Genomic DNA, 21,730 nt, shown 5'->3' with positions numbered 1-21,730 from the left:
CGATGAGGAAATGGAGTTGACATTTAAGCTGAATCGGTTATAAGAAACAAAAATGAAGCTTTGAATGTAAATATTTAAAGCGTAGTTGAAGAAAGAAGCTAATAATAATGGTTAATTTGCCAATTCATCAGCTTGCACTAGGAGGTGGTTAAAATATTTTAGAACATGTTACTAGCAGGTGCTAATAATTAAATTCTATTACTAATACTAAAAAGGGGGATGAAACATTTGATTAAGTTGTTCAAACTAGGGTTTATCATGTTGATGGTTTTTAGCATTGTTTTAACAGGTTGTAGCGGCAGTGGAGGTCAAGAGACTGCTTCAAATAACTCATCTGATTCAGGCAGCGGGAAACCGCAAGATTTAACGTTCTGGACTTTCCAAGGTTTGCATGTGGAGTTCTTTGAAGACGCTGCTAAAAGATGGAATGAAACCTATCCAGACAGACCAATTAACCTTAAAGCGGAGTCCTTTCCTTATGCTGATATGCATAACAACCTTCTTCTTGCATTACAATCTGGTGTTGGGGCACCAGATATCGTAGATATTGAGATTAATCGTTTTCCAAATTTTCTCAAAGGGAATATTCAATTGGAACCATTAAATGATATTGTCGAACCTGAATTAGATAGTTTTGTAAAATCAAGATTCGATGTATATTCTGCGGATGGAAAGTATTATGGTGCACCTACACACGTTGGAGCTTCAGTAGCTTTTTATAATAAAGAAATCTTTGATGCTGCTGGTGTAAGTCCTGATGATATTAAAACATGGGATGATTTTGTGGAAATTGGAAAAGTCATTAAAGCTGAAACAGATAAACCGATGATGCCTGTCTTTACAACAGGGTTTTGGAGTTTTTACCCGATGATCAGCCAAAAAGGATCCGATATTTTTAACAATAAGGGCGAAGTAACAATCGATAATAAAGATAATGTCGAAGTCTTACAGTTTCTCCATGATATGCTTTATAAACATGAAATTGCTGTTCTTGCACCTGGTTCGAGACATGATAGTGAAGAATTCTTTGCTTTTATGAATAAAGGTGGTGCAGCAGCGTTAATTATGCCATCTTGGTATGCAAGCCGATTTGTTGAACATATGCCTGACCAGTCAGGGAATATGGTAATGAAACCAATGCCAAGCTGGGAAGAAGGCGGTTCTCGTTCTGCTGGAATGGGAGGAACAGGTACTGCAGTAACAAAGCAAGCCAAAGATGTTAAATTGGCGAAGGACTTCCTAGCATTTGCTAAGCTCTCAAAAGAAGCTAATATCAAAATTTGGGAGATTCTAGGCTTTGATCCTCCGCGACATGATGTGTGGGATGCTCCTGAATTAAGAGAGTCTAATAAATTCACAGAATATTTCGGTAACGGACTGTTTGATATGCTGTTGGAAATTAAGGATGAAATCAATCCGCTTAATATTACTGAGAATACACCTTTAGCTAGGGATTTGATTGAAACAAATGTATTGCACAACGTGCTCAGAGAAAAAACCCAAACACCGGAGGATGCATTAAAGCAAGCAGGAGATGAACTGCGAAGCCGATAAAAGAACATGAAATAACTTAAACAGGGATACACTTGGAGGTCGTTGTTTTCTAATATTTAAGAAGGGTAGCCGCCTTCAAGTTTACCCCTGCACACAGACTAAAGGGAGGTTTAACATGAAGCCAGATTCCCCTCGAAACTTAACTTCAAATGTAAGTTATAATGTGAGAATCAAAAGGAAAGGAAGCACATTTAAAAGTATCTTTTATTCACAAAAAATTGCTCCTTATGTGTTTATATTTCCATTCTTGCTATTATTTTGTGGGTTTTATCTATACCCGGTTATTTCTACCGTAGTGATGAGCTTTCAAGAAATACTGCCCGGCCAGTCAAGATTTATTGGTTTAAATAACTACATAAAGCTATTTAATCCGACTTTTTATAAAGCACTGTACAATACGACGTTATACACTTTTTGGACAATCGTCATTTTAATACCTTTGCCACTAATTCTGGCGATCATTTTAAATTCAAAAATAATGAAAGGAAAAACCTTTTTTAGAGCATGTATCTTTATTCCGGCACTGACATCTACTATTGTCGCGGGTGTCATTTTCCGGTTGCTGTTTGCTGAATCCGAAACAGCCTTCGGTAATTCATTGCTAATGTTTTTTGGACTTGATCCCATTGCTTGGCGGCAAGATGGGAAGACACTAATGTTTCTTATGGTTGTACTAGCAACTTGGAGATGGGCAGGTGTCAACATGATATATTTTTTAACTGGCTTACAAAATATTCCTAAGGAAATGTATGAAGCGGCTGAAATTGATGGGGCAAATGCTTTTAATAAATTTAGACATATTACCCTCCCATTTTTAAAGCCAGTTACGGTTTATGTATTAACCATTACTTTATTTGCGGGTTATAAAATGTTTGAAGAAGCCTATGTGTTTTGGGAAGTGAATTCTCCTGGGAATATTGCTTTGACACTGGTAGGTTATTTATACAAAGAAGGTTTTCAATATAATCAATTAGGCTTCGGTTCTGCTATTGGTGTAACATTATTAGTCATTGTCGCCATTTTAGGATTCATTCAGCTAAAACTGACAGGATTCAGTGGTAAGGGAGGTAATTAAATGACGAAACAGCGTCGTGCAAAGTGGGTATCAGGATTATTGCTTTTGTTTATGATTATCCCTGCAATAATTGCCATTTTTCCATTGGTAGCATTAACATTAGCTTCTTTTAAGCCTTCGACAGAGCTAATGAGAAATGGGTTAAATGTTTATCCTCAATTTGAACTTTGGAGTCTCAATAATTATTTGTATTTGGTTACAGATGGCAGTATCTATTTCCATTGGTTTAAAAACAGTGTGATCATCACATTTTTCTCTACAATTCTAGCATTAGTATTTTCTTCTATGGTTGGGTATAGTTTAGCGATGTATCGATTCAAAGGTCAAAGTTTTGTTTTGTTCTTAGTTTTATTAATTATGCTGATTCCTTTTGAAATATTGATGCTTCCTTTATTTAGAATGATGATTGGGCTAGGAGCAGTAAACACCTATACCGGTGTTATTCTCCCCATGATAATTCATCCATTGGCGATCTTTTTCTTTAGACAATTTGCTATAGGGCTGCCGAATGATTTGATGGATGCCGCAAGAATTGATGGTTGTACAGAATATGGAATTTTCTTTCGAATTATGGTTCCGTTAATGAAACCTGCATATGGAGCAATGGGCATTTTGCTAGCCTTGTTTAGCTGGAACAACTTCCTTTGGCCATTAGTTGTACTGCGTACGAAAGAAATGTTAACACTGCCGATTGGTTTAGCCGGATTACTCTCACCGTATGGAAATAACTATGATGTTCTAATTGCAGGTTCTGTATTAACAGTTCTGCCTATCATTATAGTATTTATATTCGCACAAAAATACTTTATATCTAGTCTAGCTGCAGGGGCAGTAAAAGGATAATTTCAAAAACTACTATAATGGAGTGGGATTAAAAATGACATCTTTAATTAACGTTAATAAAAGCGAAAAAAAGGAAGTTATTAGCAGACATATTTATGGACACTTTGCAGAGCATTTAGGAAGGTGTATTTATGAGGGGATCTGGGTAGGAGAGGATTCTCCAATTCCGAATAAACGGGGGATTCGCATCGATGTTGTTGAAGCACTGAAAAAACTGAACATTCCAAATTTGAGATGGCCTGGCGGCTGCTTTGCCGATGAATATCATTGGAAGGACGGAATTGGCCCTTATGAATCACGTCCAAGTATTGTTAACAATAATTGGGGAAAAGTAGTTGAAAGCAACCATTTTGGCACGCATGAATTTTTGGATCTATGTGAACAGTTAGATACTGAACCTTACATATGTGGAAATGTCGGCAGCGGAACAGTCCAGGAAATGCAAGAATGGATCGAATATATCACTTTTGATGGAAAATCACCTATGGCTGATTTACGAAGAAAGAACGGCAGGGATAAACCATGGAAACTTAAATATTTTGGGATCGGAAATGAAAACTGGGGATGTGGAGGTAAGATGAGAGTCGAATATTATGCTGATCTCTACCGCCGCTATCAAAATTTCGTAAGGAACTATTCAGACACGCCAATTTACAAAATCGCTTGTGGTCCGAGTGAGGCAGATTATCACTGGACGGAAGTAATGATGCGTGAAGGAACAGGAAGAACTGAGCCATTCCCAGATAATGTCGTAACGAATATTTGGGAACATCACCGTCCAGAGATGCATGGGCTTGCTCTTCATTTTTATACGCGCAACCGGGCAAACTATGATTTTGCAACAGAATTTAAAGAAGAAAAATGGTTTGATTATATGAAGAGAACTGTTGTGATGGAGGAGTTGATTCAAAAACATACAGCCATCATGGATAAATATGACCCTGAGAAAAAAGTTGATTTGATTGTTGATGAATGGGGAACTTGGTTTAAAGTTGAACCTAATACCCATCCTGGATTCCTTTATCAGCAAAATACATTGCGTGATGCACTCGTGGCAGGCATTAACCTTAATATTTTCAATAACCACTGTGATCGTGTACACATGGCAAACGTTGCTCAAATGGTAAATGTATTGCAGGCGATGATTTTAACCGAAGGGGAGAAAATGATTTTGACCCCTTCCTATCATGTTTTTGAAATGTATAAGGTTCATCAGGATGCAACTTTACTTCCAGTCAGTGTGAGTACGGGGGCCTATACATATGGAGAGGATAGCCTTCCGATGCTAAACGTCTCGGCTTCTCAAGATGAATCAGGCAAGGTCCATATCTCCATCTGTAATCTAGACCCTAATCATTCTGAAACAATCACCTGTAACCTTAATGGCATCGGCAGTTTTTCAGCTGCTTCTGGCCGTATATTAACAGCTGAATCTATGAATGAACATAATACGTTTGAGAATCCAAATAGAATTGGACCAGCTGAATTTAATGCAATTGAACTGCAAGAAAATAAAGTTTCTCTTACAATCCCTTCTAAATCTGTACTTGTTATTGAAGTTCAATAATCCATTTAGAGATTCAGAGAAACTCTCTTAACTGAGGGCCCCAAATTTCAATATTTTCATTTGGGGCCCTCATGAAAGATGAAGGTTTTTGCCTATAGTAATAAATCAAACTCTCCGCTTTAGGAGTTGCGGGTTTTATAGGATAAGCGTTTCTATGGTATGTAAAAGTAGAATCGAAGAAATTGAAGGTGGAATTCACATGATTGATAATATGCTTTCAAAGATAAATTTTATCGGAGATTGGGCTGTTCGGTTAGCTTATGTAAATCTGCTTTGGATATTGTTTAGTTTAAAAGGGTTGTTTGTATTAGGTTTTTTTCCGGCCACTGCAGCTATGTTTACGGTTATTCGCAAATGGGGAACGAAGGAGCAGGAGCAGGTCCCTATATTTCAGACATTTAAAGAAACCTATCGTAAGGATTTTACTGACGCAAATAGGGTGGGCTGGCTTTTAATTATAATCGGGTTCTTTATTTGTATTGATTTTTACTTTTTATTCAGTTTGGAAGGGAGTATTTTTACCCTAGTAGCATTTATATTAATTCCGATATCCTTTGTTTATTTTTCGATCCTGTTATATATATTCCCTGTGTTTGTTCATTTTGAATTAAAAAACATCGAATATATAAAATATGCATTTATTATAAGTCTATCATATCCTCACTTAACAATTCTTATGCTGTTGGGTTCGTGTTTATTGATTTCGATATATGTTACTTTCCCTATGTTATTTCCTTTCTTATTAGGAAGCTCCCTCGGTACCATATGTATGTATATTAGCAAAATGGTGTTCCAAAAGTTAGAGAAGGATGAGCTTGCTGTTAATTAATAAGTATAGTCATGAAGGAAGCAATGAAGCTTAGGGAAGGTTCTCCAGCATTCAAAATAAAAATACATGAGTTTAGCTGGTAAAAAAACCATAGAATTTCAGATTAGAAATTAAATGAAAACGCTGCCAACAAAAGAAATCATGCTTTCTTAATTGTCTATAAGCCGTACTATCTAACCATTTCTAATCATAAAAAGGGGCTGTTGACATGAAAATTACAAAAAGTGATTTTGGTGTAATTAACGGTACAACTGTTAATAGCTTTACTTTAAAAAACAATCGAGGGATTGAAGTTAGTTGTATAGATTTTGGGTGTATTATTACTAAAATACTTACACCGGATGCCAGGGGAAAAGTGGAAAACATTGTTCTCGGGTATGAGAATATACTTGATTACCAAAGAAATTCCAACTATTTTGGGGCGATCATAGGAAGGGTGGCAGGAAGAGTTAGAAATGGAGTTTTCCATCTGAATGGAATCGATTACCACCTTGAGAAAAATGATGCGGGGAACCATCTTCATGGGGGACCTAATGGTTTTCATAATGTGTTTTGGACCGCGGAAATGTTCCAGACGAGCGAAGGAGTGGGAGTAGATTTTTACTATGAAAGCCCTGATGGACAGGGAGGATTTCCTGGCACACTGAGAACAAAAGTTACTTACGTTCTTTCAGACAACAATGAATTAACGATTTTCTACACCGGGATTTCGGATAGGGATACAATTGTTAATCTTACAAATCATACATATTTCAATCTAAGCGGAAACCTAAAAAATAATGTGCTATACCATGGATTAAAACTTAAAAGTGATCGATTCTTAGAGCTCGGCAGTGATTTATTGCCTACAGGAAGAATGGTAGAGGTAGACCAAACGCCGTTTGACTTTAGAGAAGAAAAGAAATTGCTACAAGGTGCCAATTCTTCCGTTGAACAAAATCTGATTGCAGGTAATGGTTATGACCATCCTTTTATGCTAAATGATAACCATAATGAAGAAATAGTGTTAAGAGATATTGGAAGTGGTAGAAGAATGATTATTGAGACGGATGCCCCGTGTGTTGTTCTATATACTGGAAACCAATTAAGCAATAATTTTAACATAGGTCCGGTTCGTTCGGAAAAGTATATTGGTGTGTGTTTGGAGACGCAAAGCCCGCCAGATGCGGTTAATCACGAGGAGTTTCCTTCAATTGTTATTGAAAAAGGAAAAGAATTTAAAACCAAAACCACCTATCGATTTATAGCAGATGGTAACCAATAGAAGAAATAAGTATATCTCCATTGGCAAAGCAATCGGCTTCGTCTATAAAAAATCCTTTTTCTGAAATATCTAAATTTACATACGATTAATTAACTGAATATAATAAAAATTTGTACGTGCTGTGTATAATGTAGTAAAAATTTGATCGATGGGAGATAGTCACATGCTTGAAAGCTTAAAAGAATCTGTTTTAAAGGCAAATCTGTCACTACCTCAGCATGGATTAGTAACGTTTACATGGGGGAATGTCAGCGGAATCGACCGTGAAAAAGGATTAGTCGTGATCAAGCCCAGCGGAGTCGAATATGAAAATATGAAAAAGGAGGATATGGTGGTGGTCGACTTGAACGGACATATTGTGGAGGGTGATTTGAAGCCTTCCTCTGATACACCAACCCACCTGGCCCTATATAAAGCATTTTTAGGCATTGGCGGAATTGTCCATACTCACTCGCCGTGGGCAACCAGCTGGGCTCAGGCTGGAAAATCCCTTCCTGCTTTTGGTACAACGCATGCTGATTACTTTTATGGTGAAATACCGTGTACTAGAAGAATGACCGAGGAAGAAATTAATGGGGAATACGAATTAGAAACAGGGAATGTGATCGTTGAACATTTTCGATCGCTCGATCCTTTACATATTCCAGCGGTTCTAGTCAATTCTCATGCTCCATTTGCTTGGGGAAAGAATCCTGATAATGCTGTGCATAACGCGGTAGTTTTAGAAGAAGTTGCTAAGATGGCTTCGCAAACGTTGAAATTGAACCCTTATGCATCCCGAATGGACCAAGTACTTTTAGATCGGCACTTTTTACGTAAACATGGTATAAACGCGTATTACGGTCAAAAATAGAGAACTGGAAGGAGAAGAAAAAAATGGCAAAAAAATATGCGATTGGCATCGATTATGGGACGGAATCCGGCCGAGCGGTACTTGTTGATCTTTCAGATGGCACAGAGATAGCAGATCATGTAACCGAATATCGTCATGGTGTAATTGATGAGGTACTTCCAGATTCTAACGTTAAACTGGAGCCGGAGTGGGCTTTACAGCACCCCCTCGACTATATAGAAGTACTAATGACTTCAGTACCGGAAGTGATCGTTAATTCCGGTATTAATAAAGATGATGTGGTTGGTATTGGAATTGACTTTACTGCATGTACGATGCTTCCGGTAGATGAAGCAGGCAATCCTTTGTCCCTTAGACCGGAATTCAAAGAAAGGCCCCATAGCTGGCTGAAATTGTGGAAGCATCATGCTGCCCAAGATGAAGCGAGTCTATTAAATAAAATAGCGGAACAAAGAGAAGAAGGTTTCCTGTCGAGATATGGAGGGAAGATTTCTTCAGAATGGATGATTGCGAAAATTTGGCAAGTATTAAATGAGGATCCGGAAATTTATCAGATTGCGGATCGTTTTCTTGAAGCAACAGATTGGGTTATTTTGCAAATGACAGGGAATGTAGTGAAGAATAGTTGTACTGCAGGATATAAAGCGTTATGGCATAAAAACAAAGGCTATCCATCTAAAGAATTTTTCAAATCGCTTGATCCCAGGCTTGAAAATTTAATAGATACGAAGCTTCGGGGTGATATTGTTCCGCTTGGAACTAAGGCTGGTGAGCTAACTGAGGAAATGTCAGCTCTTTTGGGACTGAACCCTGGAATTGCGGTTGCTGTTGGAAATGTTGATGCTCATGCAGCGGTTGCAGGAGTGGGGGTTGTGACTCCAGGTAAACTAGTCATGGCAATGGGCACGTCGATTTGCCACATGCTTTTAGGGACAGAAGAAAAAATAGTAGAAGGAATGTGCGGTGTAGTAGAGGACGGCATTATACCGGGATATTTTGGCTATGAAGCAGGACAATCTGCTGTAGGGGATATATTTGCCTGGTTTGTTAAAAGGTCAGTTCCATCCTATGTGCAAAAAGATGCCGATAAGGCGGGATTGACAAGCCATGAATGGCTGGAGAAAAAGGCTGCAGAGCTTAAACCTGGAGAGACGGGATTGCTGGCTCTTGATTGGTGGAACGGGAATCGGTCTGTTCTGGTCGACACTGACCTCAATGGCTTGATAGTTGGATACACTTTGTTGACAAAGCCTGAGGAGGTTTATCGTTCTTTGCTTGAGGCAACAGCATTTGGAACGAGAAAAATAATTGATGCGTTCCAGAAAAACGGTGTGCCTATTACTGAACTTTATGCTTGTGGAGGGTTGCCCCATAAAAACAAACTTCTCATGCAAATCTATGCAGATGTGACAAATCTTGATATTAAAATAGCAGCATCTAAACAAACGGCTGCTTTAGGGGCAGCTATGTTTGGAGCGGTAGCAGCAGGAAGTAAAAAAGGAGGCTATGACTCTATCACAGAGGCAGCTAAGAAAATGGGACATATAAAGGATGAAACCTTTAAACCTATTCCAGAAAATGTCATAATATATGAAAAGCTATATAAAGAATATACGAAGTTACATGATTATTTTGGACGTGGCGAAAACGATGTAATGAAACGGTTAAAACAAATCAAAGAGGAAAAGCATGGGATATTTACAACTACGCTATAAAGGAATGGATTCCTGAACTTGAAGGGGGAACTTAACATGTTAAAAACGAAGGACTATGAATTCTGGTTTGTTACTGGAAGCCAACATCTTTATGGTGATAGCACGATAAAACAGGTGGATGATCACTCGAGCAAAATTATGACAGCATGGGAACTTGAAGGTACGCTGCCTTTCAAAGTTGTTCGTAAACCTGTCCTTACGACACCTGAGGCTATCAGAAGGTTATGCACCGAAGCTAACTCTGATGAAAACTGTGCTGGAGTTATTACCTGGATGCACACATTTTCACCAGCGAAAATGTGGATAGCAGGGCTTTCGGAATTGAAAAAACCATTGCTACACCTCCATACCCAATTTAATCGTGATATCCCCTGGGAAAGCATCGATATGGATTTTATGAATTTAAATCAGTCTGCCCATGGAGATCGGGAATACGGGTTTATCGGTACCCGTATGAAAATTTCTCGTAAAGTTATCGTCGGGCACTGGCAGGATCAATCCGTTAAAAAAAGAATTTCCGATTGGATGGATACATCCGTAGCGTTCACGGATGGAAAAAATTTGAAAATTGCGCGTTTTGGAGACAATATGCGTGAAGTCGCAGTTACGGAAGGCGATAAAGTAGAAGCGCAAATAAAGTTCGGTTGGTCAGTGCATGGTTATGGAGTTGGGGATCTTGTACAGCGCATCAATGATATTTCTGACAGTGAAATAAACAGGCTTTATGACGAGTACAATGAACTATATGATATTGACCCGGAGGCAAATCGCAACCATGAAATCCGTAGTTCTATCCTTTATCAGGCCCGTTTAGAACTAGGCATTAAGGCCTTCTTGGAGGAAGGGAACTTTTCAGCATTCACAACGACTTTTGAAGATCTGCATGGGATGAAGCAGCTCCCGGGATTGGCGGTTCAAAGATTAATGGAGCAAGGATATGGGTTTGGAGGAGAAGGAGACTGGAAAACTGCAGCGTTACTTAGAATGATGAAAACGATTGGAAAAAATAAAGGGACATCCTTCATGGAAGATTATACTTACCATCTAGAGCCGAATAATGAGTTGGTGTTGGGATCGCATATGCTTGAAATTTGCCCAACTCTTACTTCAGAACGTCCCAAGATTCAAGTTCATCCACTATCAATCGGCGGGAAAGAAGATCCAGCACGCATGGTGTTTGATGGAAATGAAGGACCAGCTATCAATGCCTCTTTAGTGGATTTGGGCAATCGGTTCCGACTCGTCATCAATGAAGTAGATGCAGTAAAGCCAATGAAAGAAATGCCGAACCTGCCCGTAGCTAAAGTCCTCTGGAAGCCAAAACCGAGTTTAGCTGAATCGGCTGAAGCATGGATTCATGCTGGTGGAGCGCATCATACAGTGTTCTCCTTTAATGTGACTCCTGAACAGCTATTTGACTGGTCAATCATGGCGGATGTGGAATGTGTCATGATTAACAATTCAACGAAAATAATCCCTTTTCAGAATGAATTAAAGTGGAATGAGCTTTTTCACAGGTTTAAATAAATAGGGGTTTGAACTGGTATATTCCTCGTGTCCTATCGCTTGGCATAACCTATTAAATCTGTTTAATAGTTAACTTTACTAGGAAGCGGGATGATTAAGTGCAAACAAAATATAACAGAGTTAAACAACAAATAAAGTCCAAAATATTAGATGGCACTTATTTTCCTCATCAAAAAATAAGTTCCGAAAATGAATTGATGAAATCTTTTGGTGTAAGTCGCCACACCATCCGTCTTGCGGTAGGTAAATTAGTTGAAGAGGGGTGGCTGTACCGTAAGCAGGGGGCAGGAACTTTTTGTGCGGAACGCACAATCAATTCAAATGCATCGAATCGTAATGGTAAAAGTGTAGCCATTATAACCACTTATCTTTCTGATTATATATTTCCCTCCATTATTCAAGGAGCAGAATCTTATTTAAGTAAACAGGATTTTCAAGTAAGTCTCTATTGTACGAACAACAGTGTTGACAGTGAGCGCCGGATACTAGAGAACATATTAACTAAGCAAATTGATGGGATAATTATTGAACCGACGAAAAGCGCTCTTCCAAATCCTAATTTAAACTACTATTTTAATCTAGAACGTTTAAATATTCCTTATATTATGATTAATGCTTTTTACAATGAGCTTGAACCTCCAAGCTTAGTTATGAATGATGAAAAGGGCGGGTACTTACAAACCGACTATTTGATTAAACTGGGCCATCGGAATATATTAGGCTTCTTTAAAACCGATGATGTCCAGGGGGTCAAGCGCATGAAAGGTTATATAAAGGCCCACCGGGATAATCAAATTCCGATAGACCCTACCAATCTCATTGCGTATTCTTCAGAGGATAAAATGACAAGGCCGCTTGAAAAATTAAAAGGAATTCTTTCATCGCAAAATATTCCAACTGCAGTTGTTTGCTATAATGACGAATTAGCAATTCGATTACTTGATATTTTTCGAGAAAGAAATATACATGTTCCCAAAGATATCTCCCTTGTCGGTTATGATGATTCATTCCTTGCACAGGCTTCGGAAGTGAAATTAACGACTGTAAAACATCCGAAGTTTAAAATGGGGGAAGACGCTGCTAAAATGATCGTTGATTTGATTAGTAACAGATACATGTTGCCACCTGGTAAAGTGCAGGTGAGGCCACAGTCAATCGTCTATGAACCAGAGCTTGTCATCAACCAATCAACGATGGATATTCGAACCAGGAAAACGAAAGAAAAAGTAAACGTAAATGTGTAAAAATATTGGTGCCTGACCCGGCTTCGTTAATACGTTAATGACTGAGGGGTCAGGCTCTTTTTTTAAATAACAAAATATTTAAATATCCTATTAAAATATTGGTATTTTGAAATAAATAATAAAAGTAAACAAGAAACTTAATATCGATCGTAAAAAACCGTTTGAGAAGTAGTACTTCGTTTAAAATAAGATGAAAAGTACTTTCTTCTCAAATTGGATTTCCAAATTGAGAAAGGAAGTGGAAAATATGTTTAGTATAGATTTTCCGATAAATATAAAATATGGAAAAGGTTCACGAAAATCGGTAGTTGGTGAATTTAGTTCACTAAAGTGTGAAAAGGTTATGATTGTTTGTGATAATGGGATTGTTAAATCGGGGATTTTAGATGATGTAATTCAGATTCTAGAAAGTCAGGGTCTTTCTTATTCCCTGTTTGATAAAGTAATTCCAGACCCAGATATAGAATGTGTGCATTCAGCAAAGAATTTTTATGTTGAGGAGCAATGTGATGGAATTTTAGCAATTGGTGGAGGAAGTTCAATTGATACAGCCAAGGGGGCAGGAATTCTTATTTCTAATAAAAATGAATCCTTAAAAGATTTAGCAGGATTAAATAAGATTAAATTCCCTATACCACCATTAGTGGCTATTCCGACAACATGTGGTACAGGATCAGAAGTTACAAATGTTACTGTAATAACAGATGAAGAACATATGAAAGTTCCATTTGTCTCAAATTATTTAATACCCAAAGTGGCAATTCTCGATCCGGAATTACTTTTTAGTTTACCTCCACATCTTGTAGCATCAACCGGTATGGATGCACTAACCCATGCTGTGGAAGCATTAACAAACAAAAATGAAAATTGGTTTGCTGATGCCTGTGCATTAAAAGCAATTGGTATGATAGGAAAAAATATCCGCAAAGCTGCTGCAGGTGGAAACGCAGAGTCGCTTAGTGAAATGTTGTATGCAAGTGCTTTAGCAGGAATGTCATTTAGTCTTTCACGTTTAGGCTTGGTACATGCGATGTCTCATCCTGTAAGTGGATTAGCTGGAGTCCCTCATGGATTAGCTAATGCTATATTACTTCCTTACATTCTAAGTTTTAACCTCGTAGGGAACCCTGAATTACATGCGAAATTTGCAAGGAAACTTGGAGTGCCTAATAAAGAAAACGTAATTGAATTGGCAGAGGCTGGAGTAAAAGAGGTTATTAATATTAATCACCATTTGGGTATCCCTCTGTCTTTTAAAGAATTAAAAGTAAATGAAGACCTAATTCCAAAAATGATTAGGGACACATTTAAAAGTGGAAACGTTCTTATCAACGCACGTAAGGTTACTGAAAAAGACGTTGAAAAAATATATAAAGCTGCCTTTTCAGGTGAAAATCCTTTTATGCTAGTTTAGCAATTAAAAAGTTCATTTAAAGTTCAAGTACTAAAATAGGGATATTGTAAATATTGGTGCCTGACCCCGGTTACGTTAATAACTGAGGGGCCAGGCACCTTTTTTTTATGTTCCTACAGTTAAAGAGAGAAGAGAAATACTAATCTAGATGCAAATTATCCTTCCGATAGATTGAAAGGATAGAGGTTGCTAGTTCTAACCCAATCGTGAGGGAGGTGGGTAGACTTTATAACAGATCAAATATGAAAAAAGTAGAACAAGAATTCAAGTTATAGGAAAGGTTCCGAAATTTCAGCAAAAGGAAAACTTAAAGAGCAAGGTGCAAAAGTTTTAGAACCTCCTTGTTAAATATTCAAAACCTACACTTTTATATATGAAAAAAATAAAAATAATCCGTATGAAAGTACATATAGGAAAACGTTAATGAATAGGATTAAATGGACAAGTCAAAAAAGTTGTACACGATGTTGATATACTACTATAAATATTTATCATAAACCCTGCGGGCTTGCAAAGAGCGTCCTTATAAAATCAAAAAAAATCTATTACAACAATGCGGTAAAGGTAAAATATTTTTATTTTATAAAGTGGTTTATGGCTTCAGACTTTTGCTTGTACTTTAGGCTTGCAAAAACACTGTTCAAAAAATAGAAAAAATGGAGGTAAAAAATGAAGGGGAAAATAGCAATGATGACTAGGCCTGGTAATTTAGTTCTTCAAGAATATGACTTACCCAACGTTGAACCTGAAGCTGTATTAGTCAAAGTGACACGAACTAATGTGTGTGGATACGAACTCCATATCTGGCAGGGGCATCACCCTTTCAAAAAGACTGGTGTATTAGGTCATGAAATGGTAGGTGTTATCCAAAAGATTGGTGAAAGGGTTGTGACCGATTATGCAGGCCAGCCAATTAAAGTAGGGGACCGAGTAGCCGCTGCTTATTTTTTAACCTGTCAAAAATGTGGAACTTGTCAAGCTGGGCAATTCCATCTTTGTGAACGAGCTTATGAGCCTTGGTCAAAAATGCCGGAAGAAGCACCGCATTTCCACGGAACTTTTGCTTCTCACTACTATATCAATCCAAATCAATATTTTTATAAGGTACCTGATAATGTGCCTGATACTGTTGCTGCAAGTGCAAACTGTGCATTATCTCAAGTATATTTCGGAATCGAAAAAGCAAACCTTCGATACGGAGAAACGGTGGTTATACAGGGAGCAGGAGGACTTGGGTTAAATGCTACTGTTATGGCTAAAGAGCTAGGTGCAACTGTAATAATCATCGATGGGGTAAAAAGTCGATTAGAGAAGGCAAAAAAATTCGGGGCAGATTATATTATTGACATGAACGAGTTTGATACAGTGCATAAAAGAATTCAAGCCGTTCTTGACTTAACTAATGACCGAGGTGCAGATATAGGAATTGAAATGACTGGTGTAGCTGCAGCGTTTTCTGAAGGAATCGCTTTGATTCGGAGAGGTGGAAGATACCTGAGTATTGGCAACGTTTCACCTACTGAGCAGACCTCCATTTCTCCTGGAGAACTCACTAGAAAGTCAATACAAATCATACCTGTCATACAATATGACCCTTGGTATCTAAACAAAGCTCTTCAATTTCTTTCCAAAAATATTAATAAGTATCCTTTTAACGAGCTGCTGGATGCTGACTTTGCTTTAGATGAAATTGCTATTGCACTTGATAAATCAATAAAACGCGAAATAACGAGGGCTTCGATCGTTATCGGAGATTAATATTAGCTATTAATGGATCCAATATCCTTTATTATTTTGGAATTAACTTTATATCTTCCGGTAGGAGGAGAGATTAAGGGCATATCCCTATCCAATCATTAATTTTTATTCGTTGTAGTACTGAATCTAAGATCATTAAGTTATTTAGAAGGAAAAAATAGAGTTTGCTCCATTTCCTGTTAATATCGGAACTGGATGTGTTCAAGTTGATTTATTAATGGTGTTGGTAAAACAATTTTTAGTTGAGGCTGAGGTAGTTGCAAAAACATTGGATGATATTATATTAACCACCCATATTATTCAGGTTTCACCTTTACTGTTTATATTAATAATTACACATTTAATCTTTTAATGTTTACGTAAAACTTCCTAAATTTTTGATAGGAGATTAATTTTACTAGGAATAAAGAATTAAATAGAGGAGGAAAACAATGCTATATATTAATGGTGAATTTAGAGAGGCAATTTCTAAAAAAACTTTTGATGTTATTGATCCGGCTACTGGAGAATTAGTGCAAGAGGTAGCAAAGGGCAGCACAGCTGATACTGAAGAAGCTATCAAGGTCGCAGAAGAAGCATTTAAATCATGGTCAATTCTAACAGCAAAGGAGCGTTATATTTACCTAAAGAAAACAGCAGATATTCTTCGGGAGAGTACTGAAGCAATTGCAGAGATTATTACTCGTGAAATGGGCAAGCCAAAGGCCGAGGCGATTGGGGAAATCAATTTGGGAATTGACTATCTTGATTGGTATGCGGAAGAAGGAAAGCGTATTTATGGAGATACGATTCCTGCATCAGCATCAAACAAGCGATTAATTGTGCTTCGCCAACCAATAGGGGTGGTAGGTGCCATTACGCCATGGAACTTCCCGTTTGCTATGATTACAAGAAAGTTGGCACCAGCCCTAGCTGCTGGCTGCACCATTATTGTAAAAGCAGCATCCGCAACCCCTTTGGCAGCGATTGAAGTTTTCAAGGCATTACATACTGCTGGGGTTCCTGCTGGAGTAGCTAACCTTGTTAATGGTTCTGCATCTGAGGTAGTTGGAGCAATGATGGACAGTCCTGCTGTTCGCAAAATAACCTTCACTGGCTCTACAGAAGTAGGGAAAGAACTAGTACGTGAATCTGCAAAGACAATGAAAAAAGTATCCATGGAACTGGGTGGACATGCACCATTTCTTGTGTTTGAAGATGCCGATCTTGAGCTTGCTGCCGAGGGTGTTATGGCAAGTAAATTTCGGAACGCAGGTCAAACCTGTGTATGTGTAAATAGAATATATGTTCAAGAATCAGTTGCTGAGCAATTCTCCGCCATCTTAGCAGAAAAGATGAAAAGATTAAAAATTGGAAACGGTCTTACAGAGGGAGTAACCATTGGTCCGCTAATTAATACTGAAGCAACTGCAAAAGCCCAAGAGCATATTGATGATGCCATAGAAAAAGGAGCTACGATTCTTTGCGGAGGAAGAAGACTAATAGAAGGAGAGTATGAAAAGGGAAACTTTTTCGCACCTACGGTTCTTCTAAATGCAAAGCATGATATGAAAATTGCTTATGAAGAAACATTTGGACCAGTTGCTCCTATTTTTACCTTTGAAACTGAGGAAGAGGCGATTAGATATGCAAATGATACCATGTATGGTCTTGCCTCCTATATCTTTACAAACGACGGATCTCCGTATGTTTAGGGTTCCAGAAAAATTAGACTATGGAATTGTAGGAATTAATGATCCTTTGCCAACAGTCGCACAAGCACCGTTTGGAGGAATTAAAGAATCTGGTGTTGGACGTGAAGGCGGAAAGTATGGCATTGATGATTATTTAGAGTACAAGTATCTCTCCTTTCAGCTCAATTTCTAGAGAAAGAAAAGTAATTCTATTAAATCTTATATTATTTGTAATCAGGAGGAAGATTGATGAAAAAAAGATTAGCTTTTCTATTAACTGCTTTTTTATTACTTGCTGTTATAGTAGGTTGCAGCAAAAATAATGAGACAAGCGCCAATAACGGCGATGCTTCCAAAGAGGATGATGAAACGGAAACTATTCAAATTGCTCTGGGAAGTGTTACATCAGAAACATCGCCTTTCCATGTGTTTTTGACGAAATTTAAAGAAGAAGTCGAGAAAAATTCAAATGGGCAAATTGAGGTTTCACTTCACCCAAATGGTGAATTAGGTGGAGACCGTGAAATGATTGAAGCCGTTCAACTTGGGAGCTTAGATGGTGTTATATCCAGTTCGGCTGTGTTGGGTAATTTTACTCCACTCGTAAACGTTTTAGATTTCCCCTTTATGTTCAGGGATCAAGAACACGCTTATAAGGTTTTGGATGGAGAAATAGGGGAAGAAATTGCTACAGCAATTGAAGGAGCAGGGCTGAAACTTATCGCGTGGCCTGAAAACGGTTTCAGGAATATCACAAATAGTAAACATCCTATAAAAAACTTAGAAGATTTAAAGAATCTAAAGATTAGAACTCAAGAAAATAAGGTTATTGTTGATTCATTCACCCAATATGGTGCCAGTCCAACGCCTATGTCCTTTACAGAGGTATTTTCTGCACTGCAGCAGGGTGTAGTGGATGGCCAGGAAAATCCTCTAAGTATTGTTGTTTCATCAAAATTATATGAAGTTCAAAAGCACCTTACCATTTCCAATCATTTGTATGGTGCAGCACCTTTTACATTGAACAAAGAGCTATTTGACAGTCTTTCTCCTGAACTGCAAAAGGTTGTCCAGGATGCGGCATATTTAGCCAGAGATCATCAAAGACAGTACATTGCCGACATGGATGAAGAGTTCTTGAAGGAAATTGAAGAAAAAGGAATGGATATTGTAAAAAGTGAAGATTTTGATCGTGAGGGATTTGAGAAGGCCTCTGAAGAAATTTATAAAAAATACGAAAGTGAATTTGGCGAGATTATCCAGAAAATTAAAGATACAAAATAGAAGAGGGTATTTAAAAGATACTAGAACAGGTAAAATCCCTTGTAAATATCTTAGGAAAGAAGCCGTCAAGACAAGCTTCCTTGACAGCTTCTTTTTCTACAAAATAGAAGTAATGGTAAGGCAAACTAGACAGCAAAAACAACCTTTCGTTAAATTCACTATCAATAAAACACTCAAAGAATGATAGAAAGGAGTGACATCTCTTGATTGCTATCCTAAGAGTTATAGATTTAGTAAACCAGTGGATTAAGACTTTCCTTGGAATATTACTTGCTGTTATGAGTATTACAATAATGGCTCAAATTTTTTCAAGATTTATATTGGGGTCTTCTATTACATGGTCTGAAGAACTGGCGCGATTGCTAATGGCTTATATTATTTTTATTGCTGCAGCAGTAGCCCTTCGTAATCAAAAACTTATTGCAGTAGAAATATTACCCGATAGGCTTAAGGGGCACAGTAAGAGTTTGTTGACACTTGTTATTCAGATCATAAGTATTATTTTTTTTATTATTCTTTTTGTGCAGGGTATTCAAATGGTGGATAAAGTACATATGCAGGAATCAGCAGCATTACGGATACCTATGTCTGTGTTTTATGCCTGTATCCCAATCGGTGCTTTGTTATTAATTATGAATGCAATTGCCGTTTTGATTGAGACTTTTAAAAAAAAGGAAGGTGAAAAGTAAATGATATCGGTTCTATTCATCTGCTTAATTATCTTCCTCATTCTTGGAGTGCCGGTAGCCCTTTCTTTGGGATTTGCTTCTGCAATTGCAATCTGGTGGGATGGAGGAATTCCCCTCATTACCTTAGTTCAACGCGAATTTTCTTCAATTGATTCCTTTCCTTTAATGGCAATTCCGTTCTTTATTCTAGCAGGAGTCTTAATGGAACACGGAGGAATTTCCAAACGTTTAATTAACTTTGCAAACGCTATGACTGGTCATATTACGGGTGGAATCGGACTAGTTGTAGTTTTGTCATCTATGCTTTTTGCAGCGATATCCGGATCAGGTGCAGCAACCGTTGCAGCTCTAGGGAGCATTCTTATTCCCGGAATGATCAATCGCGGCTATCATCGTAATTATGCGGGTGCCGTCCAAGCAGTATCTGGGGAATTAGGGGTCATCATTCCGCCAAGTATTCCAATGATCTTATATGGAATATCTACCGAAACGTCGATTAGTGATATGTTTATCGCAGGAGTTATCCCTGGGATTTTGATTTCTTTATCTTTAGCAATTGCTGTATATGTCATTGCGAAAAGAAGGGGATATCCTAGTGAAAGTCGTGCAAGTTGGCCTGAAAGATTTAAGGCATTTAAAGAAGCTATTTTAGCATTATTAATGCCTGTTATTATACTGGGTGGAATTTATGGAGGAATATTTACCCCTACGGAGGCAGCAGTAGTGGCTGTCGCTTATGCCTTTCTTGTCGGTGTATTTGTCTATAAGGAAATTAAATTAAAGGATATCTTACCTATCCTTAGTAACTCTACTATTACAACAACTGTAATCATGTTTATTATTGCGAATGCAGGGTTGTTTGGATGGATTTTAAGCCGCGAAGGTGTACCAAAGATGGTAGCAGAATTCTTTACCAATGCTTCGGGGAATGCGATTGTTTTCTTACTGTGTATAAACGTATTGCTTTTATTAGTAGGAATGATTTTTGATGCATCAGCCGCAATTATCATCCTTGCACCAATTCTGGCTCCAGTTGCTATGGAATTTGGTATAGATCCGGTCCACTTTGGGATCATTATGATTGTCAACTTAGCTATGGGTATGTGTACACCTCCTGTCGGTGTAAATCTATTTATATCCTGTGAGATTGCAAAGATCAAATTGGTTGATATAACAAAAGCTATTTTGCCATTCATAATAATTTTATTAGTTGATTTAATGATCATTAGTTTTATTCCTGAATTAAGCCTTTGGTTGCCACAGCTTTTGAAGTAATATAATAGCATGACAGGTTAATAAAATGAATGAATTTAAGGATTAAGATAGTTACAGGGAAGGAGACATATGCAAATGAAAAAAATTAATTCAGTATCTTTGATTGGACTAGGTGCAATAGGTGCTGCTTATGGCACCAAGTTACATGATAGTTTACAAGGCTCGTTCCGAGTTATTGCAAACTCTGAGCGAATTAAGAGATATCAAAATAATCCTTTCCAAATCAATAGAAAGGAGTATCGGTTCAATTACGTAACTCCCGAAACAAAAACTGAACCCGTAAATTTTATCATGATAGCTGTTAAAAATGCTGAGCTTCCTCAAGCGATAAAGGATATTAGGAATCATGTAGGCCCTGATACAATCATTCTCTCGTTGTTAAATGGCATATCCAGTGAAGAGGAAATAAACCAAGCATATAAAAATGAGCATATTCTATACAGTATGAGTGTAGGTATTGATGCAGTAAGAGAATCTAATCAGATTTCATTTTCTAGTCTAGGGAAAATTTATTACGGAGAAAAAGACAAGTCTGTATCGGAAGATGTTCTTGCAGTAAAAGAATTGTTTGAACGAGCTGACATTGATTTTGAAATTCCAGATGATATGTGGCGGACATTGTGGTGGAAGTTTATGCTTAATGTAGGAGTTAATCAAGTATCGGCTATATTACGAGCACCGTATGGGGTTTTCCAAAAAGTACCTGAAGCTCTTGGATTAGTGGAATCAGCCATGTATGAGGTCGCAGCTATTTCTGAAAAGGTAGGAGTTCACCTAAACGAAGAAGATATAAAAAGGGTTGGAGAAACGATAAAAAAACTTTCACCAGAAGGAAAAACTTCAATGCTCCAAGACGTGGAAGCAGGCAGAAAAACGGAAGTGGAATATTTCGGGAAGGTTGTTTGTGAATTGGGAAGGAAATATAATATACCAACTCCAATTAATGAGCAATTGTGCCAGATGCTTCATGTTATCGAAGAAAAAGCAAAGTTAGAGAAAGCTGAAAAAATTATAAATGTATCTAGATAAAAAAGCCAAACCTTAATTTTCATTTTTTTGAAAATTCAACTGCCCCAGAAATAATAAAACTCTTCTAGAACGGGAAAAAAGGTGCCTGACCCCAGCTGGTTAATGACCAAGGGGACAGGCACCCTCTTATCAGCCCT

Annotated in this window: 18 protein-coding genes; all 18 read left to right on the top strand. The window is 37.7% G+C overall.

Annotated elements, in window-relative coordinates:
* The first annotated feature begins 228 nt into the window (after window positions 1–228).
* Entirely contained in the window at window positions 229–1,554 is a 1,326-nt protein-coding gene (locus tag AC3ZVC_RS20405) for an ABC transporter substrate-binding protein (protein ID WP_490065005.1), read from the top strand.
* Window positions 1,555–1,669: 115 nt separating this feature from the next.
* Window positions 1,670–2,629 carry a carbohydrate ABC transporter permease gene (locus AC3ZVC_RS20400; protein WP_490065004.1) on the top strand — a complete coding sequence of 320 codons (960 nt, stop codon included), beginning with the start codon at window positions 1,670–1,672 and terminating at the stop codon, window positions 2,627–2,629.
* Window positions 2,630–3,472 (top strand): carbohydrate ABC transporter permease, encoded by an 843-nt coding sequence (locus tag AC3ZVC_RS20395; RefSeq protein ID WP_490065003.1) that lies wholly within the window; start codon window positions 2,630–2,632, stop codon window positions 3,470–3,472.
* A 34-nt stretch (window positions 3,473–3,506) separates the two neighbouring features.
* Window positions 3,507–5,039, top strand: a complete 1,533-nt coding sequence (locus AC3ZVC_RS20390; RefSeq protein WP_490065002.1) for an alpha-N-arabinofuranosidase — start codon at window positions 3,507–3,509, stop codon at window positions 5,037–5,039.
* 88 nt (window positions 5,040–5,127) lie between these two features.
* The gene (locus AC3ZVC_RS20385; protein ID WP_490065001.1) at window positions 5,128–5,868 is read left to right on the top strand and encodes a YesL family protein; all 741 of its coding nucleotides are present in this window, start codon (window positions 5,128–5,130) and stop codon (window positions 5,866–5,868) included.
* A gap of 208 nt (window positions 5,869–6,076) precedes the next feature.
* Window positions 6,077–7,132, top strand: coding sequence for an aldose epimerase family protein (locus AC3ZVC_RS20380; RefSeq protein WP_490065000.1), 1,056 nt, complete (start codon window positions 6,077–6,079; stop codon window positions 7,130–7,132).
* A gap of 163 nt (window positions 7,133–7,295) precedes the next feature.
* The gene (gene araD, locus AC3ZVC_RS20375; protein ID WP_490064999.1) at window positions 7,296–7,985 is read left to right on the top strand and encodes an L-ribulose-5-phosphate 4-epimerase; all 690 of its coding nucleotides are present in this window, start codon (window positions 7,296–7,298) and stop codon (window positions 7,983–7,985) included.
* A gap of 23 nt (window positions 7,986–8,008) precedes the next feature.
* Window positions 8,009–9,700 carry a ribulokinase gene (locus AC3ZVC_RS20370; RefSeq protein ID WP_490064998.1) on the top strand — a complete coding sequence of 564 codons (1,692 nt, stop codon included), beginning with the start codon at window positions 8,009–8,011 and terminating at the stop codon, window positions 9,698–9,700.
* A gap of 36 nt (window positions 9,701–9,736) precedes the next feature.
* Window positions 9,737–11,227, top strand: coding sequence for an L-arabinose isomerase (gene araA / locus AC3ZVC_RS20365; RefSeq protein ID WP_490064997.1), 1,491 nt, complete (start codon window positions 9,737–9,739; stop codon window positions 11,225–11,227).
* Between the two features lie 98 nt (window positions 11,228–11,325).
* On the top strand, window positions 11,326–12,471 hold the full coding sequence (locus AC3ZVC_RS20360; RefSeq protein ID WP_490064996.1) for a GntR family transcriptional regulator: 1,146 nt from the start codon (window positions 11,326–11,328) through the stop codon (window positions 12,469–12,471).
* A 247-nt stretch (window positions 12,472–12,718) separates the two neighbouring features.
* A complete protein-coding gene (locus tag AC3ZVC_RS20355) occupies window positions 12,719–13,885 on the top strand; it encodes an iron-containing alcohol dehydrogenase family protein (protein ID WP_490064995.1) in 1,167 nt (388 codons plus the stop codon).
* Window positions 13,886–14,554: 669 nt separating this feature from the next.
* Window positions 14,555–15,643: a zinc-binding dehydrogenase gene (locus AC3ZVC_RS20350; RefSeq protein WP_490064994.1), complete on the top strand. Its 1,089-nt coding sequence runs from the start codon at window positions 14,555–14,557 to the stop codon at window positions 15,641–15,643.
* A 431-nt stretch (window positions 15,644–16,074) separates the two neighbouring features.
* Window positions 16,075–17,337 carry an NAD-dependent succinate-semialdehyde dehydrogenase gene (locus tag AC3ZVC_RS20345; RefSeq protein WP_490064993.1) on the top strand — a complete coding sequence of 421 codons (1,263 nt, stop codon included), beginning with the start codon at window positions 16,075–16,077 and terminating at the stop codon, window positions 17,335–17,337.
* A complete protein-coding gene (locus AC3ZVC_RS20340; RefSeq protein WP_490064992.1) occupies window positions 17,330–17,509 on the top strand; it encodes an aldehyde dehydrogenase family protein in 180 nt (59 codons plus the stop codon). Before AC3ZVC_RS20345 ends, AC3ZVC_RS20340 begins: the two co-directional genes overlap by 8 nt.
* Before the next feature lie 56 nt (window positions 17,510–17,565).
* Window positions 17,566–18,600 (top strand): TRAP transporter substrate-binding protein, encoded by a 1,035-nt coding sequence (locus AC3ZVC_RS20335; protein WP_490064991.1) that lies wholly within the window; start codon window positions 17,566–17,568, stop codon window positions 18,598–18,600.
* 203 nt (window positions 18,601–18,803) lie between these two features.
* Window positions 18,804–19,289 carry a TRAP transporter small permease gene (locus tag AC3ZVC_RS20330; protein WP_490064990.1) on the top strand — a complete coding sequence of 162 codons (486 nt, stop codon included), beginning with the start codon at window positions 18,804–18,806 and terminating at the stop codon, window positions 19,287–19,289.
* Entirely contained in the window at window positions 19,290–20,564 is a 1,275-nt protein-coding gene (locus AC3ZVC_RS20325; protein ID WP_490064989.1) for a TRAP transporter large permease, read from the top strand.
* A 75-nt stretch (window positions 20,565–20,639) separates the two neighbouring features.
* Window positions 20,640–21,593, top strand: coding sequence for a ketopantoate reductase family protein (locus AC3ZVC_RS20320; RefSeq protein WP_490064988.1), 954 nt, complete (start codon window positions 20,640–20,642; stop codon window positions 21,591–21,593).
* The last annotated feature ends 137 nt before the right edge of the window (window positions 21,594–21,730 follow it).

The organism is Cytobacillus sp. C11.1, from assembly GCF_058145115.1.
The sequence above is the reverse complement of the archived record's forward strand: the minus strand, read 5'-3'. Positions and strand labels throughout refer to the sequence as shown.